We start from the raw sequence: 26,993 nt of genomic DNA, 5'->3' as shown, positions 1-26,993 counted from the left end.
ACCAGCCTTGCGATCCTACAGTTCAGGCATCGTCACTGAAAGGTTCTTTGCCATGAAAGCCGTCGGCTACTACCAGCCCCTTCCCATCGACAACCCCGAATCGCTGCAGGACATCGAGTTGCCCGCCCCCGTGGCCGGCCCGCGCGACCTGCTGGTGCGCGTGAAGGCGGTGTCGGTCAACCCCGTGGACACCAAGATCCGCAAGAACGCCGCGCCCGAGGCCGGCCAGGCCAAGGTGCTGGGCTGGGATGCCGTCGGCACGGTGGAGGCCATCGGCAGCGGCGTGAAGAACTTCAAGGTGGGCGACCGCGTGTACTACGCGGGCTCGATCGTCCGCCCGGGCGCCAACGCCGAACTGCATGCGGTGGACGAGCGCATCGCGGCCATCGCGCCGAAGACCCTCGACGACTCGCAGGCCGCCGCGCTGCCGCTGACCACCATCACCGCGTATGAACTGCTGTTCGACCGCCTGCGCGTGCCCAAGGGCGGCGGCGAAGGCCGGACGCTGCTGATCACCGGCGGCGCGGGTGGCGTGGGCTCGATCCTGATCCAACTCGCGCGCCAGCTCACGAAGCTGCGCGTCGTCGCCACCGCCTCGCGCGCCGAAACGCGCGAATGGTGCCTGGCGCTGGGCGCGCACACCGTCATCGACCACTCGAAGCCGCTCGCGGCCGAGCTCAAGGCGGCCGGCATCGGCGAGGTCGACATGGTCGCCAGCCTCACGCAGACCGAGCAGCACTACGCGCAGATCATCGAGAGCCTCAAGCCCCAGGGCCAGCTCGCGGTGATCGACGACATGAAGATGCTCGATGCGATGCCGCTGAAGACCAAGTGCATCTCGCTGCACTGGGAAATGATGTTCGCGCGCTCGCGCTTCGAGACGCCGGACATCGCCGAGCAAGGCGCGCTGCTGGCGGAGGTTGCGGCGCTGGTCGACGCGGGCCGCATCCGCACCACCGCCAATGCGAGCTTCGGGCCCATCAATGCGGCGAACCTTCAGCGCGCGCATGCGCTCATCGAGAGCGGCAAGGCGCAAGGGAAAGTCGTGCTGGCCGGGTTCTGAGCTACGTGGACTGCCACGGCAGTCCACGCATGCGCTCGCGCTTTTCTTCCTCGTCGAAGTGCGCAAGCGAAGGCTTGATGAGGTCGCTGCGCGCCACGATGCCGGCCAGCACGAGCGATTGCGCGTCCTTCACCACCGGCAGCCGTTCGAGCCGGTGGCGCGCGAGCCGGGTCGCGACGGCGCGGCAGTTCTCGCCAGGCAGGGCGAAGTACAGCGGCGCGTCGGCGCAGGCGTCGCCCACGGTCGCGATCGGGTCGCGCGTGCCATACGCGGCCAGCATCGCGCGATCGGCCACGCCGATCACCGCGCCGTTGCGCAGCACGGGGAACGCACGGTGCGCCTGCCCTTCGCCGAAGTAGCCGAACAGCGCCTTCGCCACCGGCATGGCCGCGTCGATGCTGCGCACCTCGCGCGTCATCACCTCTTCCACCGAATGCCGCTCCAGCGGGTCGATGCCGTACTCGCGGTAGATGTGATAACCGCGGCGCGCGATCTTCTCGGTGAGGATCGAGCGGCGCATCGTCAGCACCGTGAAGCCGTAGGCCACCGCGGAGGTCGTCAGCAGCGGCAGCAGCGCATTGCTGTCGTGCGTGAGCCCGAAGGCGAAGATGGTGGCGGTGAGCGGCGCGCGCATCACGCCGCCCAGCGTGGCCGCCATGCAGACCAGCGGCCACAGCATCGGGTCGTTGCCCGGCAGGATGTGCGAGAGCACCACGCCCAGGCCGGCGCCCATCATCAGCAGCGGCGCCAGCACGCCGCCCGAGGTGCCGGAGCCCAGCGAGATGACCCAGATCACGGCCTTCACCGCCAGCAGCGCGATCACCACGCCGAGCGCGAGGTGGTTGTGCAGCAGGTCGCCGATCACGTCGTAGCCCACGCCCAGCGCACGCGGCTGCAGCCAGCCGCCGATGCCGACCGCGAGGCCGCCGATGGCTGGCCACCACATCCAGTGCAGCGGCAGCTTGCCGAACCAGTCCTCGACCTTGTAGAGCGAGATCGACAGCGACGCCGACAGCGCGCCGCACAGCACGCCGGCGATCACGCACGACAGCATGGCGAGCGGGCCGGGCACGGCCGTCTGCAGCGGGAACAGCGGGCCCGGGTCCATCAGCAGCGGCCGCGTGAAGCCCGCGACCGCGCAGGCCACGGCCACAGGCAGCAGGCTGCGCGGGCGCAGCTCGAACAACAGCAGCTCGACGGCCAGCAGCACCGCCGCCACGGGTGTGCCGAACACGGCCGTCATGCCGGCCGTGGCGCCCGCCACCAGCAGCGCCTTGCGCTCGGCCGCGGTGAGGTGAAAGTGCTGCGCGATCAGCGAGCCGATGGCGCCGCCGGTCATGATGATCGGCCCCTCGGCGCCGAACGGTCCGCCGCTGCCGATGACGATGCCCGACGACAGCGGCTTGAGCAACGCGACCTTCGGCGACATCTTGCTCTTGCCGAACAGGATCGCCTCGATGGCCTCGGGAATGCCGTGGCCGCGGATCTTGTCGGAGCCGTAGCGCGCGACAAGGCCGACGATCAAGCCGCCGATCACCGGCACCACGATGACCCAGGCGCCCAGCGTGTGCGTGGCCGGCGAACGGTCGGCCAGCGAGAAGGTCTGGAAGAAGAACAGGTTGGTGAAGAAGCGGATCAGGTCGAGCAGCACGCGCGCTGCCACGGTGCTGACGGCGCCGATGACGGCGGCCATGACGGTGATGCGCATGAGGCGCGTGTTGAGCGCGAAGTCGCCGCGCGGCGGATGGGAGTTGGCTTTGGAGCTCATGGATTTTCCGGAAGATCGATTTGCGGCACGTCGAACACGCCCTTGAGCGAGCGCAGTTCCGCGCGGTGGAGCTCGGCCAGCCGGAGCAGCAGCTTCTCGCCCTTGGCGAGCAGGTGCACCTCGACCTGCCGGCGGTCCATTTCGCTGGGCCGGCGCTGCACGAGATCGAGCGCTTCGCAGCGCGTGACGAGCGCGACCGCGCCGTGCGGCTGCAGTTGCAGGCGTTCGGCGATCTCGCCCACCGAGGCCCAGTCGCGGCCGGGCACGCCCTTGATGTGCAGCAGCACCAGGTATTGCTGGGGCGTGAGGCCCTCGGCCTGCGCGGCGCGTTCGGAGAAGCGCTCGAAGCGGCGCATCTGGTAGCGGAACTGGGAAAGCGCCTCGAAGTCTTTCTTGGCGAGCTTGCGGGAGGTGGAGGCCATGGCGAGGGGAGATGCCGGAATGGCCGCGAATATATCACGTCGTGATATATATGCCGTGCGACACAATGGGTGCATGACCGCCGACCCCATCGAATTCGACACCCCGCGCCTGCGCTTGCGCCAGTGGCGAGAGAGCGATCTGGCGCCGTTTTTCGCGCTGGCTTGCGACCCTCAGGTGATGGAGTTCCTGCTGCCGCTGCCGACGCGCGCCGACAGCGATGCGCTGGCCGATCGCATCTGCGCGCGCTTCGCGGAAAACGGCTGGGGCTTGTGGGCGGTGGAGCACAAGGCGTCCGGCGGGTTCATGGGTTTCACCGGCCTGAACTCGCCGGCGGTCACGCTTCCGTTCTCGCCGTGCGTCGAGATCGGCTGGCGCTTCGGGCGCCAGTGGTGGGGTCAGGGTTTCGCGAGCGAGGCCGCGCGCGCGGCGCTGCAGGTCGGCTTCGAGCGGATCGGGCTGGACGAGATCGTCGCCTTCACCGCATGGCACAACACGCGCTCGAGCGCAGTGATGGAGCGCATCGGCATGAAGGAAGACGCAGCCGGCGCCTTCGACCATCCGCTGGTACCCGAAGGACACGCGCTGCGCCGGCACAGGCTCTACCGCATCGCCCGACCGCAGCGCTGAAGAAAGCTACTTCGCCCTCGAGACCCGCCACACGGCATTGCCGACATCGTCGGCCACCAGCAGTGCCCCGCCCTTGTCGAGCGCCACGCCCACCGGCCGGCCCTGCGCCTTTTCGTCGGCGGTCAGGAAGCCGGTCAGCACATCGACCGGCGGCCCGCTGGGCTTGCCGCCGATGAAGGGCACGAACACCACCTTGTAGCCCGACTTGGGCTTGCGGTTCCACGAGCCATGCTCGCCGATGAAGACGCCGCTGGCGAACTGGTCGGGCATGCCGCCCGGCCGCGAGAAGGCCATGCCGAGCGGCGCGACGTGCGAGCCCAGCGCGTAGTCGGGCGCGATGGCCTTGGCCGTCATCTCGGGGTTCTGCGGCGTGACGCGGGCGTCGACGATGCCGCCGTAGTAGCTCCAGGGCCAGCCGTAGAAGGCACCGTCCTTCACCGAGGTGAGGTAGTCGGGCACGAGGTCGCTGCCGATCTCGTCGCGTTCGTTCACCACGGTCCACAGCGCCTTCGTGTCCGGGTCCCAGCCCATGCCGTTGGGGTTGCGCAGGCCGGTCGCGAACAGGCGCTTCGCGCCCGTCTTCGTGTCGACCTCCCAGATCGCGGCGCGGCCCTCTTCAGCCGCGAGGCCGTTCTCGCCGATGTTGCTGTTGGAGCCGACCGTCACATAGAGCTTGCTCCCGTCGGCATTCGCAATCACGTTCTTGGTCCAGTGGTGGTTGATGCCGGCGGGCAGCTGCGTCACCAGCGTGGGGTTGACGCTGATGGAGGTCTGGCCCTCGGTATACGGCACCTTCACCAGCGCATCGGCATTGGCGATGAAGAGTTCGTTGCCGACCAGCGCCATGCCGAACGGCGACATTAGATTGGTCATGAACACCTGCTTCACCTCGGCGAGGCCGTCGCCGTCGGCGTCGCGCAGCAGGGTGATGCGGTTGGCGCTGGGCACGCCCGCGCCGGCGCGGGCCATGAGCTTGCCCATGACCCAGTTGCGCACCTTCGCGACCACGCCGCTGCCGCCGTCGCTGCTGCCGCCCGGCTTGGGCGGCTTGTTGCTCTCGGCCACGAGGATGTCGCCGTTGGGCAGGGTATAGACCCAGCGCGGATGGTCGAGGCCGCGCGCCAGCGCCGTCACCTGCAGGCCTTCGGCGGGGATGGGCGAGGCGGTGTCGGTCCAGCCGACGGCGGTCGCGACGTTGACGGTGGGAATCAGGGTCTTGTTCGGCTGGGCCAGTTGCGGGCGAGGGCCGGTCGTGAGCTCCGGGGCCAGCTTGGCGGTCTCGCCGCAGCCGGCGACGAGCAGCAGCGCGGCGGCCAGGGCCACTGCGGATGCTTGCTGCGATGCTGTCATGCGTATTCCTTGTGCGGCCGGGTGCCGCATGCACCGGATGATCCCCAGCCGGGCAGCCCCGGGGTTGTCGGCCATGGGCGCTTTCTGGCGTGGGCGCACCTCATTTGCGCATCGCCGCTACCATCGCCGGATGACCGACGACCTGTTCCGAGCCGACGCCTACCTGCGCACCTGCGACGCCCGCGTCCTGCGCATCGACGAAACCGGCATCGTGCTGGACCGCACGGTGTTCTATCCGCTGGGCGGCGGACAGGCCGGCGACGCCGGCGTGCTGGCGCTGGCCGACGGGCGCGAACTGGTCATTGCCGACACCCGCAAGGCCAAGAACGAAGAAGGCCAGCCGACGAATGAATTCGTGCACGTGCCCGCCTCGGAACAAGCCGACCTGCTGGCCGCGCTGAAGCCCGGCGACACCGTGACCGCCCGCCTCGACTGGGAGCGCCGCCATCGCCTGATGCGCTTCCACACCGCCTCCCACCTGCTGTGCCACCTCGTGCCGGTGCCTGTGAACGGCTGCTCCATCACGCCCGAGTACGCACGCATCGACTTCCACATGACCGATCCGCTGGACAAGGAAGCGCTGACCGCCGGGCTCGCGAAACTGGTCGAAGCGGCCCATCCGCTGACCGTGGGCGCCATCACCGACGAGGAGCTCGACGCCAACCCCGCGCTGGTCAAGAGCATGAGCGTGCAGCCGCCGCGCGGCACGGGCACGGTGCGCACCATCCGCATTGGCGGCGACGGCGATGCCCAGATCGACTTCCAGCCCTGCGGCGGCACGCATGTTGCAAACACTTCCGAGATCGGGGCGGTGATGGTTACCAAGATCGAGAAGAAGAGCGCCAACAGCCGCCGCGTGGTGCTGGGCTGGGCCCCTGCGGCGGCCTGAAACGGCCCGGAACTTCGCCCCCATTGAATGCTCCGACTGACGGCATGATCTTTTCGCGCATCCATTTCGCTACGCTTCTGATAGCAACCGCCGCAGCCAGCATGCCGGCTGCGGCGCAATTGGCTTCCAAGCCAGGCGCCGTGGTGACCACCCCCCACGTGCGCGCCGAGCTGATCGCCCACGCCCCCGACGGCGTGGCGCCCGGCGCCCCGGTCTGGGTCGGCCTGCAGATCACACACCAGCCCGAGTGGCACACCTACTGGAAAAACGCCGGCGACTCGGGCCTGCCCACCGAGATGACGTGGACGCTGCCGGCCGGCGTGTCCACCGGCGAGATCGCCTGGCCTGTGCCAAAGAAGATCCCGGTCGGCAACCTCGCCAACTACGGCTATGAAAACACCGTGCTGCTGCCGGTGCCGCTGGAGGTGTCGACGCTCTACAAGCCGCCGGTGGCGCTGGGCGGCACGCCGGCCATGGACATCCAGCTCAAGGCTTCCTGGCTGGTCTGCCGCAAGGAATGCATCCCCGAAGAAGGCACGTTCACGCTGCCCCTGCCGCTGCAGGGCTCGACCGCGCTGCACAAGGCCGAGTTCGACGCCGCACTGGCGGCCCAGCCGCAGCCGCTGGCCAAGGCGGGCACCATCGAGGTCGATGGCCGCAACCTCAAAGTGCGCCTCGAAGGCCTGCCCGCCGCCGTGCAGGGCAAGACGCTGGGCTTCTTCCCCGAGACCCCCGAGGTGATCCGCACCGCGGCCGTCTCCGGCAAGGACTGGACCCAATCCTGGCAGGGCGGCACCTGGACGGCGACGCTGCCGCTGGCCGACCAGCGCAGCGCGAGCCCCACGGTGATGCCGGTGGTGGTGGCGCTGGCCGAGGCCGACCGGCAGGCCGGCCAGCCGGTGGCCTGGCGCGCCGAAGCGCCGGTCACGGGCGCCTGGCCGGCAGGCGCTGCGCCGCGCGCCGAGGTGTCGCCGGCGCTGCAGGCCGCGCTCACCGCCAACGCAGCCAAGGCAACAGCCCCGGCCGGCGATGCCCCTGCGCCCTCCTCCACCACCTTCATGGCCGCGCTGCTGGGCGCGCTGGTCGGCGGCCTGCTGCTCAACCTCATGCCCTGCGTGTTCCCGATCCTCGCGATCAAGGTGCTGGGCTTCGCGCGGCAGGCGGGCAACGCCAGCGCGCACCGCAAGGCCGGGCTGGCCTACACGGGCGGCGTGATGCTGTCCTTCCTCGCGCTGGGCGGCGGCATGCTGGCGCTGCGCGCGGCCGGCGCCGGGCTGGGCTGGGGCTTCCAGCTGCAGTCGCCGGGCGTGGTCGCCGCGCTGGCGGCACTGTTCACGCTGATTGGGCTCAACCTCGTGGGCGTGTTCGAGTTCGGCCGCGCGGCGCCCTCGTCGGTGTGCAGCGCGCAGGCCAAGCACCCGCTGGCCAACGACTTCCTCTCCGGCGTGCTCGCCGTGGTCATCGCCTCGCCCTGCACCGCGCCGTTCATGGGCGTGTCGCTGGGCTTCGCCATCGGCCTGCCGGCCGGCCAGGCGCTGCTGCTGTTCGCGGCGCTGGGCTTCGGGCTGGCGCTGCCGTACCTCGTGGCCGGCTTCGTGCCCGCCGTGGCGTACCTGCTGCCAAAGCCCGGCCCCTGGATGGGCACGCTGCGCCGCCTGCTCGCCTTCCCGATGTTCGCCACCGTGGCGTGGCTGGTGTGGGTGCTGGGCCAGCAAAGCGGCATCGACGGCGCGGGCACGCTGCTCGCGCTGCTGGTGTGCCTGGCCGCCATCGTCTGGGCACTTACGCTGCGCGGGCGCACGCGGGTCGTGATCGCCACCGTGCTGATCGGCTTCACGGCCCTGCTGACCGCCACCATCGGCCGCAATGTGCTGCAGGTGGTGGAGCCGGCCAGGCTGGCGTCGGCATCCGGCACCGCCGGCCAGCGCTGGCAGCCGTGGTCGGCCGAGCGGGTGTCCGAGTTGTCGGGCGCCGGCCAGCCGGTGTTCATCGACTTCACCGCTGCGTGGTGCGTGACCTGCCAGTACAACAAGAAGAGCACGCTCTCCGATGCAGCGGTGTTGGCCGACTTCGACGCTAAGAAGGTCGCCATGCTGCGCGCCGACTGGACCCGGCGCGACCCCGCCATCACCGCCGCGCTCACCGCGCTGGGCCGCAGCGGCGTGCCGGTGTACGTGCTGCAGGCGCCGGGCAAGCCGCCGGTCGTGCTGACCGAGATATTGGGCAAGGACGAAGTCCGCGCCGCCCTCGCCGCGCTTTGACCACCAGCGTGACATGGGTTGTCACAAGCACTTGAAGAAACCGTTCTAAGCTGCAGTTGTTGTTTGGAATTTGTTCTGGAGTTCAAGCTGGCCATGTCCCTTTCGCCATCCACAGACTCGCGTTCTCGCCGCGCCGCGCGCCATGCCCGCGCCGCACTGAGCCGGGCCTCCCGCCGTGCCGTCGTCGCTGCCGCCGTGGCGCTCGGCGCCACTTTCCTGATGGGCACCAATGCCGCCGCCGCGCCCGCAGTGGGCCAACAGGCGCCCGATTTCGTCGCGGTCGACACCAGCGGCGCCAAGCACAAGCTGTCCGATTTCGCGGGCAAGTTCGTGGTGCTCGAATGGACCAACCCCGGCTGTCCCTTCGTGCGCAAGCACTACGGCAGCGGCAACATGCCCGCCACGCAGAAAGCCGCGACCGACAAGGGCGTGGTGTGGCTGGCCATCAACTCCACCGAGCGCGCCGCCACCGACTACCTGAAGCCCGACGCGCTCGACGCGTGGATGAAGTCGCAAAAGGCCACGCCCACCGCCGTGCTGATGGACGAAGACGGCCTCATCGGCCAGGTCTACGGCGCGCGCACCACGCCGCACATCTTCATCATCGACCCCAAGGGCACGCTGGTGTATGCGGGCGGCATCGACAGCATCGCCTCGGCGCGGGCGGACGACATCAAGACCGCGACCAACTACGTGAACCAGGCGCTGGGCGAGGCCTTCGGCGGCAAGCCGATCTCGGCCGCCAGCACGCGGCCCTACGGCTGCTCGATCAAGTACAAGAGCTGAAACGCAACCACCTCTTGGCAAATATTCACGGGGTCACGTTCAACTGGCCGTAGTAGTAGACGGCTGTGGGCGCGCCATCCCAGGCACGGTGGGTATATCGCACCCGGAACGCGTAGGTACCGCTTGGCAGGCAGTCCCGTGCGCCTGACAGGGCATCGGAAAACCCGCAACTTGCTGAAGCCACGCGTTGGGTAATCGAGTTCGCGGGCGGTGCCGGGACGGTGCCGGAGGTATTGCTCTCGTCGTATATCTTCAGCACCGCCGACAACACGCCAGGCGGCACCGAAGCTGCCTGATCCGGTGCAAGCAGCCATTCGATTCCCTCATAGACCACTGTCTGATTGGATTGGCCCGCCTGCACGCGGTAGTACGTGGTTCGATACTGCTCAGGATCGACATTGAGCGGCACCGACAGCGCGAGAGTCGGGTTCGGGGTGAAAGCCACCAGCACGGCCGGATCGGCCGCGACGGCATACTTGACAGTGAGCATCAGGCTGGGCGGCGCGGCGCCCGATGGAGTCCGGGCCGAGGATGACACCCAGAACACGGATGAGCCTGACGACGGGATGGTTTGAGGCGGCAAGCTGAATCTGAGGCGGGCAGTTCCGTTGCCGTTGTCCGACAGCGAACCGCTTAAGGGAAACGCGAATGAATCTGCGTACAGTGCGAGCGAGGAAACTGCGGCCCCTTCGGGCGGCGTGACTGTCACATCGCCCACGGGCGGCGGGGCGCCGAAGCTGGATTGGAGCATGAGGTCGCCCCCGCTCAGATGGATCCCGCGCAGCACCTTGACGGTGTACGGGACAAGGTGCGGCGAAGCGCGAAAACGAACCTGGCATCCACTGTCGAGGCACACTGAAATGCGCAATGCCCCCGAAAAAGTGCCTGCCGTTCCTAACGTCTTGCCGCGAAGCAGCAGCGACACCGTCGGGCTGGAACCCGCCTGCATGGCAAAAAGAGCGTTGTTCTCGAAAAGTCCGTCAGGATCTTCGACCACCACGTAGAGAAAGCTTCCGTTGAGCGCGGCAATGTTCCCGATCAGACGACCTGTCAGAAAAAGGCCCGGCATCTCGGCACCCTGGTAGATCGTCGTCGTGACAGATGCGGGCACGAGGTCGACGATCGAAACATCCACCACCTTCCCCAGGTAAAGGGGCTTGTTGGGTGCCGGATGGGCATCGCCGATTTTTGTGCTTTGCAGCTGAGTTGACGCCACCGCGGGCGTGGCACTCGCAGCCTCTGCCAAAGGCTGAGGCGACAAGACCTTCGCGTCCACGCCAGACAACTGAATGCCGCCGGCGTCGTCCGAGCCGCCTCCGCATCCCACCAAGGTCGCACACAGTACCCAGACGCAAATGATCGAGCGCACTTTCATGACTCCCTGATGTTCTTGTCCCGATGCCCGTCCCCACCAGACGCGCTCCGCAAGTGTAACGAGACGCAAGCACCGCCGTGCTGATGGACGAGGACGGCCTCATCGGCCAGGTCTACGGCGCGCGCACCACGCCGCACATCTTCATCATCGACCCCAAGGGCACGCTGGTGTACGCGGGCGGCATCGACAGCATCGCCTCGGCGCGGGCGGACGACATCAAGACCGCGACCAACTACGTGAACCAGGCGCTGGGCGAGGCCTTCGGCGGCAAGCCGATCTCGGCCGCCAGCACGCGGCCCTACGGCTGCTCGATCAAGTTCAAGACCTGATGAGTTCCGTCGCGGGGCGCAACGCAGCCCCCGCGTGACAGCTACCTGACTCGCACAGTCAGCCAGCGGTCGGGAAGCCCGGCCTACCCTCGGGCGAGCACATCGCCAATATCGCCCAAGGGGACAACCAGATGAATCCTGCGCCCACCGCCGCGCAAACGGGTACGGCCGCCCACGCCTCCTCCGCCTCTTCCTCCAAGTTCGCCACCGTCCTGCGCGTGACCGGCGGCAACTTCATGGAGATGTTCGACTTCTTCCTGTTCGGCTTCTACGCCACGCAGATCTCGAAGGCGTTCTTCCCCGCGGGCAACGAGTTCGCCTCGCTGATGCTCACGTTCATGACCTTCGGCGCGGGCTTCCTGATGCGGCCGCTGGGCGCGATCTTTCTCGGCGCATACGTCGACCGCGTCGGCCGCCGCCAGGGCCTGATCGTCACGCTCGCGCTGATGGCCGTCGGCACCCTGCTGATCGCCTGCGTGCCTTCCTACGCCACCATCGGCCTCGTCGCGCCGCTGCTGGTGCTGGTCGGCCGGCTGCTGCAGGGCTTCTCGGCCGGCGTGGAGCTGGGCGGCGTGTCGGTGTACCTGTCGGAAATGGCCACGCCGGGCCGCAAGGGCTTCTACGTGAGCTGGCAGTCGGCCAGCCAACAGGTGGCCATCGTCGTGGCGGCTGCGCTCGGCTACTGGCTCAACGTGACCTTCACGCCGCAGGAGATCGGCGACTTCTATTGGCGCATTCCGTTCTTCGTGGGCTGCCTGATCGTGCCGGCGCTGTTCATCATCCGCCGCTCGCTGCAGGAGACCGAGGAGTTCATGGCGCGCAAGCACCGGCCCGACGCGCGCGAGATCTTCCAGTCGATGATCGCCAACTGGGGCCTCGTGCTCGCCGGGATGATGCTGGTGTCGATGACCACCGTGTCGTTCTACCTGATCACCGTCTACACGCCCACCTTCGGCAAGGCCGTGCTGCACCTGAGCACGACCGACGCGCTGATCGTCACGCTGTGCGTGGCCATCTCCAACTTCATCTGGCTGCCGATCATGGGCTCGCTGTCGGACCGCGTGGGCCGCAAGCCGCTGCTGATCCTGTTCACGGTGCTGACCATCCTGACCGCGTACCCGTCGCTCAAGTGGCTGGTCGGCGCGCCGAGTTTTGTACGCATGCTCGAGGTCGAGCTGTGGCTGTCGTTCCTCTATGCGAGCTACAACGGCGCGATGGTCGTGGCGCTCACCGAGGTGATGCCGGTAAACGTGCGCACCGCCGGCTTCTCGCTCGCGTACAGCCTGGCGACGGCGCTGTTCGGCGGCTTCACGCCGGCGATCGCGACAGGGCTGATCGAGATGACCGGCGACAAGGGTGCGCCGGGGCTGTGGATGACGGCCGCCGCGGTGTGCGGGCTGATTGCGACGCTGCTGCTGTACCGGCGCAACGTGGACCCGGCCGATGCGCGGCGCGTGCCGGTGGTCTGAGCATCGATATAGGCGATAGGCCGGGGCTGCGAGGAGTCGGGACACACCCCTGCGACAATCGCAGGATGCCTTTCGCCCCCCTGCAAAACGACACGTTCCTGCGAGCCTGCTGGCGCCAGGCCACCGACCACACGCCCGTCTGGCTGATGCGCCAGGCCGGCCGCTATTTGCCGGAGTACGTCGCCACGCGCGCCAAGGCGGGCAGCTTCATGGGGCTGGCCACCAACACCGACTACGCCACCGAGGTCACGCTGCAGCCGCTGGCGCGCTACCCGCTGGACGCGGCCATCCTGTTCTCCGACATCCTGACGGTGCCCGACGCGATGGGCCTGGGCCTGTCGTTCGAGGCCGGCGAGGGCCCGCGCTTCGCGCACCCGGTGCGCGACGAGGCGGCGGTCGCCGCGCTCGAAGTGCCCGACATGGACAAGCTGCGCTACGTGTTCGACGCGGTGGCCTCGATCCGCAAGGCGCTCGACGGCCGCGTGCCGCTGATCGGCTTCTCGGGCAGCCCGTGGACGCTGGCCTGCTACATGGTGGAAGGCGCCGGCTCCAGCGACTACCGCCTCGTGAAGAGCATGCTGTACAGCCGCCCCGACCTCATGCACCGCCTGCTGGCCGTGAATGCCGACTCGGTGGCCGCCTACCTCAATGCCCAGATCGATGCCGGCGCGCAGGCCGTGATGGTGTTCGACAGCTGGGGCGGCGTGCTGGCCGACGGCGCGTTCCAGGAGTTCAGCCTCGCCTATACGGCCCGCGTACTGGCCGGCCTGAAGCGCAACGGTGCCGACGGCCAACCGGTGCCGCGCATCGTGTTCACCAAGGGCGGCGGGCTGTGGCTCGACGCCATGCGCGAACTCGACTGCGAAGTGCTCGGCGTCGACTGGACCGTGAACCTCGCCACCGCGCGCAGGCAGATCGCTGAAGGCACCGACGGCAAGGCCAAGGCGCTGCAGGGCAACATCGACCCCAACGTGCTGTTTGCGCCGCCCGCGCAGATCGAGGCCGAGGTGGCGAAGGTGCTGAACGCCTTCGGCAAGCCCCATGCCGACCGCAACACCCAGGGCCCGACCCACATCTTCAACCTGGGCCATGGCATCAGCCAGTTCACGCCACCGGAGCATGTGGCGGCGCTGGTGCAGGCGGTGCACGCCCAGTCGCGCGCGCTGCGCGGTTGAAACCGTCACTTCGAGGCGGGCCGGCGATGGCGTCAGGCCTGCCCGAAAGTGGGTTCGCAGCCGTTTGTCAAGCACAAAAACGGTCTACGGGCGCCGACTTATACACAAAACACGTGTTGCACTGCGCAAGATTATCTGAGTGGCCTCTTTCTTTGCTCCTAAAGAAATAGCGAAGCTAAGTTGTTGATTTATATAGGATTTGAACTTTGCTTTTTTTCCGGGCATTCCAGCCAGAGCCTTGATTTTCAAGGCCTCGCAACGAGTCGAGCCCGCTTGTCAACAAAGTTATCCACAGAAACTCTGGATGGCCTTCAAAGCCCAGATAAATCAACGACTTAAGCGCTTTTGCTCAAAGTCGCATTAACAAACCTTTCCAAGAAGGACCGCTCATCTCCACAGCCGGCTTACCCCTCGGCGGGGCTCACCAGACGACCGACGGCGCTTCCCCGGCCCTGCCGTGGCGGCTCGACATCGCGGTGCAGACGCCCGCACATGCCGCGCTCGGCGACCTGCTGAGCTACGCCAGCGCGGAGCCGGTGCCGCCCGGCACGCTGGTGCGCGTGCCGCTGGGCAAGCGCGAGGTGCTGGGCGTGGTCTGGAACGAGCCGGTTTCGCTGCTGGGCGCCGAGCCCGGCATGGCGCTGAAGCCCGTGGGCGCGGCGCTCGGCGCACTGGTCCCGCTGGGCGACGCCTGGCGCGACCTGGTGGCCTTTGCCGCGCGCTACTACCAGCGCTCGATCGGCGAGATCGCGCTGGCCGCGCTGCCGCCGCAGCTGCGCGACCTGTCGACCGCGCAGCTGGCGCGCCGGCTCAAGCGCAGGACGGCGGCCGGGCCGGTGGCCGAGACGGCCGAATCCGCCAACCTGATCGCGCTGAGCGCGGAACAGACTGCCGCGCTGGCGCGCATCGAGGCAGAAACGGGCACCTTCCTGCTGGTCGGCAGCACCGGCAGCGGCAAGACCGAGGTCTACCTGCGCTGCGTGGCCGACCTGCTCGCGCGCGACCCCGAGGCCCAGGCGCTGGTGATGGTGCCCGAGATCAACCTCACGCCGCAGCTCGAAGCCCGCTTCAAGGCCCGCTTCGGCGACGAGGCCGTGGTGTCGCTGCACAGCGGCATGACAAATCCGCAGCGGCTGGCGAGCTGGCTGGCGGCGCACGGCGGCGCGGCGCGCATCGTGCTGGGCACGCGCATGGCGGTGTTCGCGTCGATCCCGGGGCTGAAGCTCATCGTGGTCGACGAAGAGCACGACCCAAGCTACAAGCAGCAGGAAGGCGCGCGCTATTCGGCGCGCGACCTTGCCGTGTGGCGCGGCCAGCGGGAGAAGGCCAAGGTGATCCTGGGCTCGGCCACGCCCTCGCTCGAAAGCTGGCACCAGAGCCGCCCTGCCGAAGGCGACGACCCGGGCGGGCGCTACGTGCGGCTGGCCATGCCCTCGCGCATCGGCGCCGGCGAGCTGCCCGCCGTGCGGCTCGTCGACATGAACCTGCAGCCGCCGAAGACGGTGATCTCCGCCGCGCTGCTCGACGCCATCGGCCAGCGCATCGCGCGCGGCGAGCAGAGCATGATCTTCCTGAACCGGCGCGGCTATGCGCCGGTGCTGGCCTGCGGCGACTGCGGCTGGAAGAGCGAATGCCCGCACTGCAGCGCCTACCGCGTGTTCCACAAGATCGACCGCACGCTGCGCTGCCACCACTGCGGCTTTACAGAGCGCGTGCCGCGCGCCTGCCCGGCCTGCGGCAACCCCGACATCGCGCCCGTGGGCCGCGGCACGGAGCGGCTCGAAGAACACCTGGCCGAGCTGTTCGCAGGCGTGAAGCACCCGGACGGCAGTGCGGTGCCTGGACCTGTGAGGATTGCACGCATCGACGCCGACAGCACGAAGAAACAGGGCGCGCTCGAATCGCAGCTCGCGGCCGTTCACGCGGGCGAGGTCGACGTGCTGGTCGGCACGCAGATGATTGCCAAGGGCCACGACTTCCGCCGCATCACGCTGGTGGCCGCCGTGAACCCCGACGGCGCGCTGTTCTCCAGCGACTTCCGCGCGCCCGAGCGGCTGTTCAGTTTGCTGATGCAGTCGGCCGGCCGCGCAGGCCGCGACGCCGCCTACCTCGCCGCGCAAGGCGCCAAGGCCGAGATGTGGATCCAGACGCACCATGCGCAGCACCCGCTGTTCATGGCGCTGCGCCAGCACGACTACGCCAGCTTCGCGCAGCAGCAACTCGACGAGCGCCGCGCCGCCGGCATGCCGCCGTTCGCGTTCCAGGCGCTGCTGCGTGCCGACGCGCGCGAGCAATCGGTGGCGCAGGGCTTTTTGAATACGGCGGCGGACAAGGCCGAGGCACTGCCGGGCGCCGAGCTCGTCACGCGCTACCCGGCGGTGCCGCTGGCGATCCAGCGCGTGGCGAATGTGGAGCGAGCGCAAATGCTGATCGAAAGCCCCTCGCGGGCCGCGCTGCAGCGCCTGCTGGCGGGCTGGCAGCCGCTGCTGCATGAACTGCGGCGCACGCCCGAGGGCAAGGGCGTGATCCGCTGGCTGGTCGACGTCGACCCGCACAGCATCTGAACCCGAAACGCCGGCGAGCCTGACGCCGCGGTTTCAGTGGTGGCCGGCGGGCTCCTTGCCCATGTCGACATAGCGCAGCTCACCGTGATGCCTGCGCCGCGCGATGCTCGCGGGCCACGCGAACACCACGAGGCTCAGCGCGGCGAGCGCTATCGCGGTGGCGGTGCCGAACCTGTCGGCATGCCAGAACCAGCCGACCGCACAGAGCCAGGCCAACCACAGCAGGATGCGAGAAAGAATTGCCATCGCGCGCTCCATTCACATCTTTGACTTGCAAACACTGTAGCAGCTCATCTGCAAACCCAAGTATTCATCCGAAGTCATAGCGATAGCTATGTCTTACGGCCTGCCTTGGCCTACCCGAAAATTTGTGAAAAAAGAGTTGACGCCATACCCCGGCGATGGCCAAGCTGTAACCGCGCCAGCCCCCCGCGGGGACCGCGTTCCAAGCAAGCTCGCTCGTCGCAAAGGCAAAGGTCGCCGTGAAACCGCCGTCTTTCTCTGTTTGGGTCCTCTCGCTCGCTTCGAGCCTCGCCTGTATCGCGGGCGTGCCTTCGGCTTCAGCGGCCGAACTGGAGGTGCAAGGCAGCCGGCTGCTGGTGTCGGGCGCGCTCGACGGCACCGCCATCAAGGAATTCACCGAGCAGCTGGCCAGCGGCTCGGTGCACACCGTGGTCTTCAAGGATTCGTTCGGCGGCACCGCCGAAGCGGCCGGCGCCTTTGCCGACGCCATCCGCGCGAGCGGCGTGCAGACCGAGGTTCGCGGCCAGTGCATGGCGGCCTGTGCCTACGCCTTCCTGGCGGGCAAGACGCACCGGTTCGGCTACGGCGCGCAGGTCAACGGCATCCTGCTGCCTGTGGCGGCGCGGCCCACGGCTGCCGAGCTCGCGGTGCGCTGGCGCGGCGACGAAACCCACAAGACCCTGGCCGACTTCACGCCGACCGCAGGGTCCGCGGCCAAGCCGGTGGAAGCGAGCGCCCCGCCGCCCAAGGACAACTGGCAACCCGACCACGGCGTGCTCTTCACCGCCAGTCCCACGCTCTTCGGGCGTGTCTACAACACCTACTACTGCGACGGCACGCAGGGCCGCGACTTCTCGAAGTGCGAGCGCCTCGCCGATGCCGATCCGTACAAGCTCGGCGTGCTGACCCCGTAGCACGCGCACCGCGAGCGTAAAGCTGAAGAAGGCGATCGCCCCGTCGTCCGCTGGACGACGCGGGCGATGCGGCCGCGCTCGGCGCGAAGAAAGGGAAAGTAACAAGGACTACAGGTGGCACCGGCCCGCTGCCGCCGGGCGGCTCCAGGGCTGCCTGGGGGTGTCGGGGCTATAACCCCGCACAGGCCGGCCCCGTATCATTGCCCGCTTTGCGCCAGCCGTTCCCCACGGCCTTCTTCGCGGCCTTCCCGGTTCTTTTTCTCCCATGTCTCACGGTCTCAATCTCGCGCAACAAGAAGCGGTCAACTACATGCACGGTCCCTGCCTGGTGCTCGCCGGCGCGGGCTCGGGCAAGACGCGGGTGATCACGCACAAGATCGGTCGCCTGATCCAGTCGGGCATCGAGCCGCAGCGCATTGCGGCCATCACCTTCACGAACAAGGCGGCCGCCGAAATGCGCGAGCGCGCGAAGGACCTGATCGGCAAGGACGCGCGCAAGGTCGTGGTCTGCACCTTCCACGCGCTGGGCGTGCGCATGATGCGCGAGGACGGCGCGGTGCTCGGCCTGAAGAAGGCCTTCAGCATCCTCGACGCCGACGACGTCACCAAGATCCTGAAGGACGCCGGCGGCACCACCGATGCGGCCACCGCGCGCATCTGGCAGTGGACCATCAGCAAGTGGAAGAACATGGGCCTGAACGCCGCGCAGGCCGAAGCCCAGGCTGCCGACGACAACGAGCGCATCACCGCGAAGATCATGGCGCGCTACGAGGAGCGCCTCGCGGCCTACCAGAGCGTGGACTTCGACGACCTGATCGGCATGCCGCTGAAGCTGCTTTACGAATTTCCCGAGGTGCGCGCCAAGTGGCAGGCCGCGCTCGGCCACATCCTGGTGGACGAATACCAGGACACCAACGCCACGCAGTACGAAGTGCTCAAGGCCCTGGCCGGCGAGCGCGGCCACTTCACCGCCGTGGGCGACGACGACCAGTCGATCTACGGCTGGCGCGGCGCCACGCTCGACAACCTGCGCAAGCTGCCGGTCGACTACCCCACGCTCAAGGTCATCAAGCTGGAGCAGAACTACCGCTCCACCAGCGCCATCCTGCGCGCGGCCAACAACGTGATCGGCCCCAACCCCAAGCTGTTTCCGAAGACGCTGTTCTCCGAGCTCGGCGAAGGCGAGCCGGTGCGCATCGTCGATGCCGACAGCGAGCTTCACGAGGCCGAGCGCGCGGTGGCGCGCATCGTCAGCATCCGCGCGGGCGACGTCATCCCGCAGGGCAAGCAGTACAAGGAGTTCCGCGACTTCGCGATCCTGTACCGCGCCAACCACCAGGCGCGCGTGTTCGAGCAGGCGCTGCGCAAGGCGCAGATTCCGTACAAGGTGTCGGGCGGCCAGAGCTTCTTCGACCGCGCCGAGATCAAGGACCTGTGCGGCTGGTTCCGCCTCTGGGTCAACAACGACGACGACCCTGCGTTCCTGCGCGCCATCACCACGCCCAAGCGCGGCATCGGCCACACCACGCTGGCGAGCCTGGGCACCTTCGCGAGCCAGTACAAGCTGAGCCTGTTCGAGGCGCTGTTCAGCCCCTCGCTGCCGAGCGTGATGCCCAAGCGCACGCTCGAAGGCATCCACGAGTTCGGCCGCTACATCAACGACCTCGAATACCGCGCGCGCCGCACCATGGGCGCCGAAGACTCGCGCACCTTCATGCTCGACTGGCTGAAGGAGATCGACTACGAGAAGCACCTCTACGACGGCGAGGACAGCGAAGCCGCCGCGGCCTCGCGCTGGACCAACGTGCTGGAATTCGTCGACTGGATGTCGCAGCGCGCCGGCGGCACGCTCGACGATGCCTCGGGCGCCAACGACAACGTCGAGACCGAGCGCAAGAGCCTGCTCGAAGTGGCGCAGACCATCTCGCTGCTGTCGACCATCAGCGAGCGCGAGCAGGACCAGGACGTGGTCACGCTCTCGACGCTGCACGCCTCCAAGGGCCTGGAATGGCCGCACGTGATGCTGATCGGCGTGACCGAAGGCCTGCTGCCCTTCAAGCTCGAAGACGACAACGGCCGCCAGCAGGTGGTGAGCGACGACACGCTGCAGCGCCTGCAGGAAGAGCGCCGCCTGATGTACGTGGGCATCACGCGCGCGCAGCGCAGCCTGGCCGTGAGCTGGACCAAGAAGCGCAAGCAGGGCCGCGAGATGGTGCCCTGCGTGCCGAGCCGCTTCATCGCCGAGATGGGCCTCGACAAGACGACCATCAAGGAAGACCCGCGCGAGAAACTCAAGGCGCTGCGCGCGGAGTTCGCGCGCAAGGCACAGGACAGCGCGGCGAAGGCGGCGGCAGCGTCATGAAGGCGAACAGCTTTTCCGCGCTGCTGGCCGGCGCCGTTCTTCTTGCGCTGTCGGGCTGCGCCTCCGTGCGGGGCAGCGCCGACTGCCCCGCCGATGCGCGCGACCTGCCGCTGCAATCGCTCTACGGCCGCTGGGATGCGCACTTCGACGGCCTGCCGGCCGTGGCCGCCGTGCAGCTCGGCAAGCACCCCGACTACGACGGCGTGCGCGGAACCATCACACGCCACGGCGCCAACCCTGCAAAGGCCGCGGTCGCGCAGCTCGCGGGCGACGTGGACGACGAAGGCGCGCTCTCCATCGACGAATCGCAGGACGGCCGCGCCATCAGCGCCGTCTGGTCGGGCAAGCTGCAGGCCGGCTCGTGCGGGCGCGAATTCAGGGGCACGTGGCGCAACGCCGCGGACGAGAGCACGCACCCGTTCGTGCTCAGCAAGGCAGTCGCGCAGGAAGGAAAGCAATGACGACGACACGACGACAACCTCACTTCAACCTGGCCGCGCTCGCGGCCGTGGCCGCCTGCCTCGGCGGCGGCGCCACGGCGCACGCACAGGCCGTGGACAAGCCCGCGAGTCCGCTGGGCGTCGGCCAGCTCACCTGGCAGCAGTGCGCCGCACTCGGCGCCAGCAACGAGGCACGCCTGGCCTGCTTCGACCGCTGGTCGCAGCAGCAGACGCTGCCCTCCGCGTCGGTGCCCGCCGCGCCGCCCGTGCTGGCGAACACCCAGCCGCCGGTGGACGCCTCGATCCCGGCCACGCGCGTCGTCTCGGTCGCCACCACCGAAGGCTGCCGCGACCGCCAGTACTCGGTGCTCTCGCGCTTCTGGGAACTGGAGGAGGCCACCGACTGCGGCACCTTCGGCTTCCGCGGCTACCGCCCGCTCAACGTGTCGGTCTCGGCCGCCACCAAGAAGCCCGAGACGCCGACCTCGCCCTCGGCCGGCCACACCGCCGATCCGGTGGCCTACCAGGCCAACGAGATGCGCATCGGCCTGTCGGTGCGCACCAAGCTCGCCCAGGGCATGCTCACGCAGAACGATCCGGCCAACAGGAAGGACTCGCTGTGGTTCGCCTACAGCCAGCAGTCGACCTGGCAGCTGTTCAACGGCGCCATCTCGCGGCCCTTCCGCACCACCGACCACGAACCCGAGCTGATGTACGTCTACCCGACCGACTTCAAGCTGCCCGGGGGCTGGCGCTGGCGCTATTCGGGCCTGGGCATCGTGCACCAGTCGAACGGCCAGGCCCTGCCGTTGTCACGCAGCTGGAACCGCGTCTACCTGATGGGTGGCGCCGAGCTCGACGACCGCTTCACCATCACCGGGCGCATCTGGAAGCGCGTCTCCGAGAGCGCCGCCAAGGACGACAACCCCGACATCTCCGACTACATCGGCCGCGCCGAGCTCACCGGCCGCTGGAACCTCAACCGCGACAACCAGCTCGCCGTGACCGTGCGCAACAACCTGCGCGACAGCGGCCGCGGCTCGGTGCGCCTCGAATGGCTCAAGGCCATCGGCGACCCGACCAAGAGCAACCTGCGCTTCCACACACAGCTGTTCTCGGGCTATGGCGATACGCTGGTGGACTACAACCGCAAGCGGACCGTCCTGAGCATCGGCCTCAGCCTCGTCGATTTCTGATTCACTTCACACGTCCTTCCACACCATGAGTGCAGACCTGTCCCCCGTCGACGACACGCAGCGCGAGATCATCGCGGCGCTGCACGTCGCGCCCGTCTTCGATGCCGCCCGCGAGCTGGAGCGGCGCGTCGACTTTCTCGCGAGCTACCTGAAGCAGACCGGCCTGAAGACGCTGGTGCTGGGCATCAGCGGCGGCGTCGATTCACTGACAGCCGGCTGCCTCGCGCAGCGCGCCGTCGAGAAGCTGCGCGCCACGGGCTACGACGCCACCTTCATCGCGATGCGCCTGCCTTACGGCGTGCAGAAGGACGAAGCCGAGGCGCAGGCCTCGCTCGCGGTGATGAAGCCCGACCGCACCATCACCGTCGACATCCGCCCCGCCGCCGACGGCATGCTCGCGGCGCTGAAGGCCGGCGACCTGGCATTCCGCGACGCGGCGCATGAAGACTTCGTGCTCGGCAACATCAAGGCGCGCCAGCGCATGATCGCGCAGTTCGCGGTGGCCGGCGCGCACGACGGCATCGTCATCGGCACCGACCACGCGGCCGAGGCGCTGATGGGCTTCTTCACCAAGTTCGGCGACGGCGCGGCCGACATCACGCCGCTCACGGGTCTCAACAAGCGCCGCGTGCGCGCGGTGGCGCAACTGCTGGGCGCGTCCGACGCGCTGGTCTACAAGGTGCCGACCGCCGACCTCGAATCGCTGGTGCCGGGCAAGCCCGACGAAGACGCCTTCGGCGTCACCTACGAGCAGATCGACGACTTCCTCGAAGGCAAGCCGGTGTCGGCCGAGGCCCGCCGGATCATTCTTGCGATGCACCGCAAGAGCGCGCACAAGCGCGCGCTGCCTGTCGAGCCCTTCTGACGGCGGCCGTGCGGCCGGTCAGGCCGCGGGCTTGAACTCGTCCACCGTCAGGCCGAGCTTGCGCACCTTGTCGTGCAGCGTCTGGCGCGCGATGCCGAGCGCGGCGGCCGTGGCCGGCTGGTCGCCGTGCTGCCGCCGCAGCTCCTCGACGATCACCGCGCGCTCGAACGATTCCACCTGCTGCGGCAGCCCGCGCGGCAAGGCCGGCACGCCGTCGGCGCCGTTGCCGCCGCGCGTCTGCGTCAGGCGCTCGCCGAGCAGGCCCAGCACGAAGCGGTCGGCCACGTTGCGCAGTTCGCGCACGTTGCCGGGCCAGGCGTAGGCCATCAGGTCGGCCAGCTGCGCGTTGCTCAGCAGCGGCGCGGGGCGCTCGTAGCGGCTCGCGGCCTGCAGCGTGAAGTGCTCGAACAGCAGCGGGATGTCCTCGCGCCGCTCGCGCAGCGGCGGCAGCTCGATGAAGGCCACGCCCAGGCGGTAGTACAGGTCGGCCCTGAACTTCTGCTGGTCGCTCATGGCCTTCAGGTCGTCCTTGCTCGCGGCCACCACGCGGCAGTCGAAGGGAATGGTCTTGTTGGAGCCGATGCGCTCGATGCTGCGCTCCTGCAGCGCGCGCAGCAGCTTGATCTGCACCGCCATCGGCATGCTCTCGATCTCGTCGAGGAACAGCGTGCCGCCGCTGGCGTATTCGAACTTGCCCACGCGCACGCGGTTGGCGCCGGTGAAGGCGCCGGCCTCGTGGCCGAACAGCTCGCTCTCGGCCAGCGACTCGGGCAGGCCGCCGCAGTTGAGCGGCACGAAATGCTGGCGGCGGCGCGCGCTGTGGTCGTGCAGGCAACGCGCCACCAGTTCCTTGCCAGTGCCGGTCTCGCCGTAGACCAGCACGTCGGCCGAGGTCTCGGCCAGCGTCTTCACGGTCTGGCGAACCTGCTGCATCTGCGCCGAACGGCCGATCAGCACCGACTGGATGCCCTGCCAGTTCTCCAGCGCGTCGCGCAGCGCGCGCACCTGCAGGCTGAGCTGCCGGCGCTCGATGGCGTGGCGCACGATGGCCACCAGCCGCTCGGAGCTGAAAGGCTTCTCGATGAAGTCGTAGGCGCCTTCGCGCATGGCCTGCACGGCCATCGCGATGTGGCCGTGGCCGGTGACCAGGATCACGGGCAGCTCGGCATCGACGTTGCGCAGCTCGGGCAGCCACTCGGTGCCGCTCAGGCCCGGCTGGCGCACGTCGCTGATCACGACGGCCGGCACGCCGAAGGCGATGTGGGGCCGCGCGCGCTCGGCGCTGGCGAAGGATTCGACCTCGAAACCGGCCAGGGTCAGCACCTGGGTCGTGCTGATGCGGACGTCTTCGTCGTCCTCGACCAGCAGCACCCGGATGGCAGGGGCTTCGCTCACTTGGGGGTCACTCCTGTTGTGCAATGGAAAGGGAGGGGATGGGCGGGTTGTGGATCACGGCAATGGCGGCGGGCAGGTCGATGACGAAGCATGCGCCGCCTCCATCCAGGTTGGCCGCGCGCAGCGTGCCGTCCATGGCGCGCACCAATTGTGCCGAGATCACGAGTCCCAGGCCCAGCCCGGAACCCGCGGCCTTGCCGGTGACGAAGGGTTCGAACAGGCGCGGCAGGATGTCGGGGCGAATGCCCGGGCCGGTGTCGGTCACCGAAAGGAGCACGCGCCCCTCCTTCGGCCGGGCTTCCAGCCGCAGCATGCGCAGCGGCACGTCCTGCATGGCGTCGATGGCGTTGCGCATCAGGTTGGCGAGCACGCTGCCCAGCGCGGCGTCCTCGGCCATGGCGCTCAGCGCCGCGGGCTGCACGTCGACCTCGATGGTCACGCGCTGCTTCTTTGCGGCGTCGGCGACGATCGCCTGCGCTTCGGCGATCGCCTGCGACAGCAGCACCGGCGCCAGCGGCACCTCGCCCTTGTAGGCGAAGGTGCGCAGCTGCGAGGTCAGGCGCGCGAGCCGGTCGACCATGTTGCGGATGCGCTGGAGGTTGCCGCGCACGTCGTCGATGCGGTTCTTGTCGAGCAGGATGACGGCGCTTTCCGACAGCGTGCGCATGGCCGTGAGCGGCTGGTTGAGCTCGTGCACCACGCCAGCCGACATCTGGCCCAGCGCGGCCATCTTGCCGGCATGCACCAGCTCGCCCTGCGCCGCGCGCAGCTGCGCGGTGCGCGCCACCACGGTCGATTCGAGCGTGTCGTGCGCCGCCTGCAGCGCAGCCTGGCTGGCCAGCTTCTGGCGCACCGCGCGGCGGCGCTGCCACAGCGCGACGGCCACCAGCAGCAGCACCGCCATCGCCAGGCCGGCGGTGACGGCCGCGTAGCGTGCCGCCGTGCGCAGCGGCGCGAGGTCGTCGAGCACCACCAGCTGCCACGGTGCGCCGCGCAGGATGCGCGCCGACGCGAGCTGGTCCACGCCGTCGAGCGAGATCACCTGCACGTCGCGGTCCAGTGCCTCTTTCTGCGTCCACTGCAGCGGCTGCAGGCTGGCCTCGCCATAGGGACGCGAGCGCAGCACCTCGGCGCGCTGCAGCGCATCGAGCGGCAGCAGCGGGCGGAACTTGAGGTCTTCGCGGGTGGAAAGGATCACCACGCCGCGCTGGTCGATCAGCGCCACGTCGCCGGGCAGCTTGCGCCAGGCGCGCTCGGCCTCTTCGAGGTTGATCTTGACGGCCACCACTCCGCGCGAGGCCTGGCCGCGGCGCAGCGCATACGACAGGTAGTAGCCCGGCTTCTTGCTGGTGATGCCCACCCCGTAGAAGCGGCCCCGGCCCTGCCCCAGCGCGTCGATCACGTAGGGCCGGAACGACAGGTCCTGGCCGACGGTGGTGCCGGGCTTGTCCCAGTCGGACGCGGCCAGCGAGGTGCCGGAGGCGTCGAGCACGTAGAGCATCTCGGCGCCGGCCGTGGCGTTGACGCCGTCGAGGTAGCGGTTGACCGCGTCGCGCAGGCGCGTGTCGGAAGGCGTGCCCAGGAGCTCCGGCACGACGGGCGTCATCTCCAGCAGCGCGGGCAGGTAGTCGAAGCGGGCGAGATCGGCGTCGAGCCCGGTCGCGAGCATGTCGAGCCGGTGCTCGGCCGCCTCGCGCAGCCGGGCCAGGCCGGCCTGCATGGCGATCTGCTGGCCGGCGAGGGCGGCCACGGCCACCAGCGCCAGCGCGCCACACCAGCGCGGCAGGGCGCGCCATCCCCTCGTGTGGTCGAAAGGTCCATCGGAATGCAGGCCCGGCTCCCTTGAAATCATGGGAGCGTTATTGCACAAGGCCGGGCCGTCCGCATCGGTGGCAGCCCGATGGCCCCTGGCGGGGCCGGAAGCAGGGTCAGGCTTGCCGTGCCTGGCCGGCGGGCATGTGCGCCTCGGTGGCGTCGAGCACGCGCTCGGGCTCGTCGGCTTCGGCGGTGCTTTCCTGGTTCAGATGCTGGTGCATGCGCGCGGTGTCGAGGTCGCCGGTCCACTTGGCGACGACCAGCGTGGCCACGCCGTTGCCGATCAGGTTGGTCAACGCACGGGCTTCCGACATGAAGCGGTCGATACCCAGGATCAGCGCGAGGCCCGCCACCGGCACATGGCCCACGGCCGACAGCGTGGCCGCCAGCACGATGAAGCCGCTGCCCGTGACGCCCGCCGCCCCCTTCGAGGTGAGCAGCAGCACGGCCAGCAGCGTGAGCTGCTGCGTGAGCGTCATGTCGGTGTTGGTGGCCTGCGCGATGAACACGGCCGCCATGGTCAGGTAGATCGAGGTGCCGTCGAGGTTGAACGAGTAGCCCGTGGGCACCACCAGCCCGACCACCGACTTCTTCGCGCCCAGGTTCTCCAGCTTGGCCATCATGCGCGGCAGCACCGACTCGCTCGACGACGTGCCCAGCACGATCAGCAGCTCTTCCTTGATGTACTTGATGAACTTCCAGATGCTGAAGCCGTGGAAGCGCGCGATGAGCCCCAGCACCACGAAGATGAAGAACAGGCAGGTGGCGTAGAAGGTGGCCATCAGCTGGCCCAGCTGCAGCAGCGAGCTCACGCCGTACTTGCCGATGGTGAAGGCCATCGCGCCGAAGGCACCGATGGGCGCCAGCTTCATGATGTAGCCGACGATCACGAAGAGCACGTGCGAGCCCTTCTCGATCAGGTCGAACACCAGCGTGCCGCGGCCGCCGAAGCGGTGCAGCGCGAAGCCGAACAGCACAGCGATCAGCAGCACCTGCAGGATTTCGCCCCTGGCGAAGGCATCGACCAGCGTGCTCGGAATGACGTTGAGCAGGAAGTCGACCGTGCCGGTCATCTTGCCCGGGCCGGTGTAGGCCGCGATGCCCTTGGTGTCGAGCTGGCTCACGTCGACGTTCATGCCCGCGCCGGGCCGCACGAGGTTGATGATGACGAGGCCCACCACCAGCGCGACGCTGCTGACGATCTCGAAGTACAGCAGCGCCAGGCCACCGGTCTTGCCGACCTTCTTCATGTCCTCCATGCCGGCGATGCCGACCACCACCGTGCAGAAGATGATCGGCGCGATGATCATCTTGATCAGCTTGATGAAGCCGTCGCCCAGCGGCTTCATCGACGCGCCGGTGTCGGGATAGAAATGCCCCAGCAGCACACCGAGCACGATGGCGGTGATGACCTGGAAGTACAGGGACTTGTAGAAGGGTTTGGGTGCGGTGGGATGTTCCATGGGGGTGCTCATCGGTTTGTCTCCAATTCGTGGCCAGGCTCCGTAGCGGGGCGCACGGCCGGCCTTGTGATTGAGCAATCGACATGCCACCGCCAACTGCGCGTCGACTGCGCGCCAAGTCCTTGATTTGATGGACCTTTTCGCGAACGGGCGAACGACGCCCCGCCGACGATCCGGATGGCGCAGGCAGAGCCCGTCCGATCTGCCGGATCGATATCTCG

21 protein-coding genes and 1 pseudogene are annotated in these 26,993 nt (G+C 68.5%); 14 read left to right on the top strand and 8 right to left on the bottom strand.

What is annotated here, in order from left to right; genetic code table 11:
* Positions 1–52 precede the first annotated feature (52 nt).
* On the top strand, positions 53–1,063 hold the full coding sequence (locus ACEOAB_RS02750; protein WP_413749831.1) for a zinc-binding alcohol dehydrogenase family protein: 1,011 nt from the start codon (positions 53–55) through the stop codon (positions 1,061–1,063).
* Between the two features lies 1 nt (position 1,064).
* Here the strand turns inward: ACEOAB_RS02750 and ACEOAB_RS02745 are convergent, their stop codons facing one another.
* Together ACEOAB_RS02745 and ACEOAB_RS02740 are read right to left on the bottom strand one after the other, a co-directional pair.
* Positions 1,065–2,831 carry a chloride channel protein gene (locus ACEOAB_RS02745; RefSeq protein WP_056597640.1) on the bottom strand — a complete coding sequence of 589 codons (1,767 nt, stop codon included), beginning with the start codon at positions 2,829–2,831 and terminating at the stop codon, positions 1,065–1,067.
* Entirely contained in the window at positions 2,828–3,253 is a 426-nt protein-coding gene (locus ACEOAB_RS02740) for a MarR family winged helix-turn-helix transcriptional regulator (protein WP_056597641.1), read from the bottom strand. The genes ACEOAB_RS02745 and ACEOAB_RS02740 overlap by 4 nt, the downstream gene beginning before the upstream one ends.
* A gap of 73 nt (positions 3,254–3,326) precedes the next feature.
* On the opposite strand from ACEOAB_RS02740, the gene ACEOAB_RS02735 reads away from it, so the two are divergent.
* Positions 3,327–3,881 (top strand): GNAT family N-acetyltransferase, encoded by a 555-nt coding sequence (locus ACEOAB_RS02735; protein WP_056597642.1) that lies wholly within the window; start codon positions 3,327–3,329, stop codon positions 3,879–3,881.
* 6 nt (positions 3,882–3,887) lie between these two features.
* Here the strand turns inward: ACEOAB_RS02735 and ACEOAB_RS02730 are convergent, their stop codons facing one another.
* On the bottom strand, positions 3,888–5,231 hold the full coding sequence (locus ACEOAB_RS02730; protein ID WP_413749830.1) for a PQQ-dependent sugar dehydrogenase: 1,344 nt from the start codon (positions 5,229–5,231) through the stop codon (positions 3,888–3,890).
* A gap of 130 nt (positions 5,232–5,361) precedes the next feature.
* Here ACEOAB_RS02730 and ACEOAB_RS02725 point away from each other — a divergent pair, with 130 nt between their 5' ends.
* The 3 genes from ACEOAB_RS02725 (at position 5,362) to ACEOAB_RS02715 (ending at position 9,167) form a co-directional block, all read left to right on the top strand.
* A complete protein-coding gene (locus tag ACEOAB_RS02725) occupies positions 5,362–6,120 on the top strand; it encodes an alanyl-tRNA editing protein (protein ID WP_495653441.1) in 759 nt (252 codons plus the stop codon).
* A 44-nt stretch (positions 6,121–6,164) separates the two neighbouring features.
* On the top strand, positions 6,165–8,381 hold the full coding sequence (locus ACEOAB_RS02720) for a protein-disulfide reductase DsbD family protein (protein WP_200955477.1): 2,217 nt from the start codon (positions 6,165–6,167) through the stop codon (positions 8,379–8,381).
* A gap of 93 nt (positions 8,382–8,474) precedes the next feature.
* A complete protein-coding gene (locus ACEOAB_RS02715) occupies positions 8,475–9,167 on the top strand; it encodes a thioredoxin family protein (protein WP_200955478.1) in 693 nt (230 codons plus the stop codon).
* Positions 9,168–9,192: 25 nt separating this feature from the next.
* On the opposite strand, the gene ACEOAB_RS02710 is transcribed toward ACEOAB_RS02715, so the two are convergent.
* Positions 9,193–10,542 carry a hypothetical protein gene (locus ACEOAB_RS02710; protein ID WP_413750845.1) on the bottom strand — a complete coding sequence of 450 codons (1,350 nt, stop codon included), beginning with the start codon at positions 10,540–10,542 and terminating at the stop codon, positions 9,193–9,195.
* Between the two features lie 65 nt (positions 10,543–10,607).
* On the opposite strand from ACEOAB_RS02710, the pseudogene ACEOAB_RS02705 reads away from it, so the two are divergent.
* The 4 genes and pseudogenes from ACEOAB_RS02705 to priA form a co-directional block, all read left to right on the top strand.
* Positions 10,608–10,871 (top strand): annotated as a pseudogene (locus ACEOAB_RS02705) (thioredoxin domain-containing protein); the annotation flags it as partial.
* A 131-nt stretch (positions 10,872–11,002) separates the two neighbouring features.
* Positions 11,003–12,340 carry an MFS transporter gene (locus tag ACEOAB_RS02700; RefSeq protein WP_056597646.1) on the top strand — a complete coding sequence of 446 codons (1,338 nt, stop codon included), beginning with the start codon at positions 11,003–11,005 and terminating at the stop codon, positions 12,338–12,340.
* Positions 12,341–12,405: 65 nt separating this feature from the next.
* Positions 12,406–13,515, top strand: coding sequence for a uroporphyrinogen decarboxylase (gene hemE / locus ACEOAB_RS02695; protein WP_413750844.1), 1,110 nt, complete (start codon positions 12,406–12,408; stop codon positions 13,513–13,515).
* Positions 13,516–13,967: 452 nt separating this feature from the next.
* Positions 13,968–16,079: a replication restart helicase PriA gene (priA, locus tag ACEOAB_RS02690; protein WP_495653824.1), complete on the top strand. Its 2,112-nt coding sequence runs from the start codon at positions 13,968–13,970 to the stop codon at positions 16,077–16,079.
* Between the two features lie 33 nt (positions 16,080–16,112).
* Here priA and ACEOAB_RS02685 read toward each other — a convergent pair whose 3' ends face one another.
* Complete coding sequence (locus ACEOAB_RS02685) at positions 16,113–16,325, bottom strand: hypothetical protein (protein ID WP_056597973.1); 213 nt, start codon at positions 16,323–16,325, stop codon at positions 16,113–16,115.
* 236 nt (positions 16,326–16,561) lie between these two features.
* On the opposite strand from ACEOAB_RS02685, the gene ACEOAB_RS02680 reads away from it, so the two are divergent.
* From ACEOAB_RS02680 to nadE, 5 genes are all read left to right on the top strand, one after another.
* Positions 16,562–17,236: a hypothetical protein gene (locus tag ACEOAB_RS02680; protein ID WP_235508072.1), complete on the top strand. Its 675-nt coding sequence runs from the start codon at positions 16,562–16,564 to the stop codon at positions 17,234–17,236.
* 265 nt (positions 17,237–17,501) lie between these two features.
* Positions 17,502–19,598 carry an ATP-dependent helicase gene (locus ACEOAB_RS02675; protein ID WP_056597649.1) on the top strand — a complete coding sequence of 699 codons (2,097 nt, stop codon included), beginning with the start codon at positions 17,502–17,504 and terminating at the stop codon, positions 19,596–19,598.
* Positions 19,595–20,059, top strand: coding sequence for a hypothetical protein (locus ACEOAB_RS02670; protein ID WP_413750929.1), 465 nt, complete (start codon positions 19,595–19,597; stop codon positions 20,057–20,059). The genes ACEOAB_RS02675 and ACEOAB_RS02670 overlap by 4 nt, the downstream gene beginning before the upstream one ends.
* Positions 20,056–21,234, top strand: coding sequence for a phospholipase A (locus ACEOAB_RS02665; protein WP_495653440.1), 1,179 nt, complete (start codon positions 20,056–20,058; stop codon positions 21,232–21,234). Before ACEOAB_RS02670 ends, ACEOAB_RS02665 begins: the two co-directional genes overlap by 4 nt.
* A 25-nt stretch (positions 21,235–21,259) precedes the next feature.
* A complete protein-coding gene (nadE, locus tag ACEOAB_RS02660) occupies positions 21,260–22,099 on the top strand; it encodes an NAD(+) synthase (protein ID WP_413751352.1) in 840 nt (279 codons plus the stop codon).
* Between the two features lie 18 nt (positions 22,100–22,117).
* Here the strand turns inward: nadE and ACEOAB_RS02655 are convergent, their stop codons facing one another.
* The 3 genes from ACEOAB_RS02655 to ACEOAB_RS02645 all read right to left on the bottom strand — a co-directional run bounded on the left by ACEOAB_RS02655 (position 22,118) and on the right by ACEOAB_RS02645 (position 26,772).
* Positions 22,118–23,494 carry a sigma-54-dependent transcriptional regulator gene (locus ACEOAB_RS02655; RefSeq protein WP_495653439.1) on the bottom strand — a complete coding sequence of 459 codons (1,377 nt, stop codon included), beginning with the start codon at positions 23,492–23,494 and terminating at the stop codon, positions 22,118–22,120.
* Positions 23,495–23,501: 7 nt separating this feature from the next.
* Positions 23,502–25,346, bottom strand: coding sequence for a sensor histidine kinase (locus ACEOAB_RS02650; protein ID WP_495653438.1), 1,845 nt, complete (start codon positions 25,344–25,346; stop codon positions 23,502–23,504).
* Between the two features lie 76 nt (positions 25,347–25,422).
* Positions 25,423–26,772, bottom strand: a complete 1,350-nt coding sequence (locus tag ACEOAB_RS02645; RefSeq protein WP_495653823.1) for a dicarboxylate/amino acid:cation symporter — start codon at positions 26,770–26,772, stop codon at positions 25,423–25,425.
* Between the last annotated feature and the right edge of the window lie 221 nt (positions 26,773–26,993).

Source organism: Variovorax sp. Varisp53 (genome assembly GCF_059491555.1).
This window is presented reverse-complemented; position numbering and strand designations above follow the sequence as displayed.

Excerpts from the sequence above, each read along its gene's own strand:
- ACEOAB_RS02725 (WP_495653441.1), top strand. The coding sequence starts at position 5,362 with ATGACCGACGACCTGTTCCGAGCCGACGCCTACCTGCGCACCTGCGAC.
- ACEOAB_RS02685 (WP_056597973.1), bottom strand. The coding sequence starts at position 16,325 with ATGGCAATTCTTTCTCGCATCCTGCTGTGGTTGGCCTGGCTCTGTGCG.
- ACEOAB_RS02735 (WP_056597642.1), top strand. The coding sequence starts at position 3,327 with ATGACCGCCGACCCCATCGAATTCGACACCCCGCGCCTGCGCTTGCGC.
- ACEOAB_RS02710 (WP_413750845.1), bottom strand. The coding sequence starts at position 10,542 with ATGAAAGTGCGCTCGATCATTTGCGTCTGGGTACTGTGTGCGACCTTG.
- hemE (WP_413750844.1), top strand. The coding sequence starts at position 12,406 with ATGCCTTTCGCCCCCCTGCAAAACGACACGTTCCTGCGAGCCTGCTGG.
- ACEOAB_RS02715 (WP_200955478.1), top strand. The coding sequence starts at position 8,475 with ATGTCCCTTTCGCCATCCACAGACTCGCGTTCTCGCCGCGCCGCGCGC.
- ACEOAB_RS02665 (WP_495653440.1), top strand. The coding sequence starts at position 20,056 with ATGACGACGACACGACGACAACCTCACTTCAACCTGGCCGCGCTCGCG.
- ACEOAB_RS02650 (WP_495653438.1), bottom strand. The coding sequence starts at position 25,346 with ATGATTTCAAGGGAGCCGGGCCTGCATTCCGATGGACCTTTCGACCAC.
- ACEOAB_RS02675 (WP_056597649.1), top strand. The coding sequence starts at position 17,502 with ATGTCTCACGGTCTCAATCTCGCGCAACAAGAAGCGGTCAACTACATG.
- ACEOAB_RS02720 (WP_200955477.1), top strand. The coding sequence starts at position 6,165 with ATGATCTTTTCGCGCATCCATTTCGCTACGCTTCTGATAGCAACCGCC.
- nadE (WP_413751352.1), top strand. The coding sequence starts at position 21,260 with ATGAGTGCAGACCTGTCCCCCGTCGACGACACGCAGCGCGAGATCATC.
- ACEOAB_RS02730 (WP_413749830.1), bottom strand. The coding sequence starts at position 5,231 with ATGACAGCATCGCAGCAAGCATCCGCAGTGGCCCTGGCCGCCGCGCTG.
- ACEOAB_RS02740 (WP_056597641.1), bottom strand. The coding sequence starts at position 3,253 with ATGGCCTCCACCTCCCGCAAGCTCGCCAAGAAAGACTTCGAGGCGCTT.
- ACEOAB_RS02750 (WP_413749831.1), top strand. The coding sequence starts at position 53 with ATGAAAGCCGTCGGCTACTACCAGCCCCTTCCCATCGACAACCCCGAA.
- ACEOAB_RS02745 (WP_056597640.1), bottom strand. The coding sequence starts at position 2,831 with ATGAGCTCCAAAGCCAACTCCCATCCGCCGCGCGGCGACTTCGCGCTC.
- ACEOAB_RS02645 (WP_495653823.1), bottom strand. The coding sequence starts at position 26,772 with ATGGAACATCCCACCGCACCCAAACCCTTCTACAAGTCCCTGTACTTC.
- ACEOAB_RS02670 (WP_413750929.1), top strand. The coding sequence starts at position 19,595 with ATGAAGGCGAACAGCTTTTCCGCGCTGCTGGCCGGCGCCGTTCTTCTT.
- ACEOAB_RS02700 (WP_056597646.1), top strand. The coding sequence starts at position 11,003 with ATGAATCCTGCGCCCACCGCCGCGCAAACGGGTACGGCCGCCCACGCC.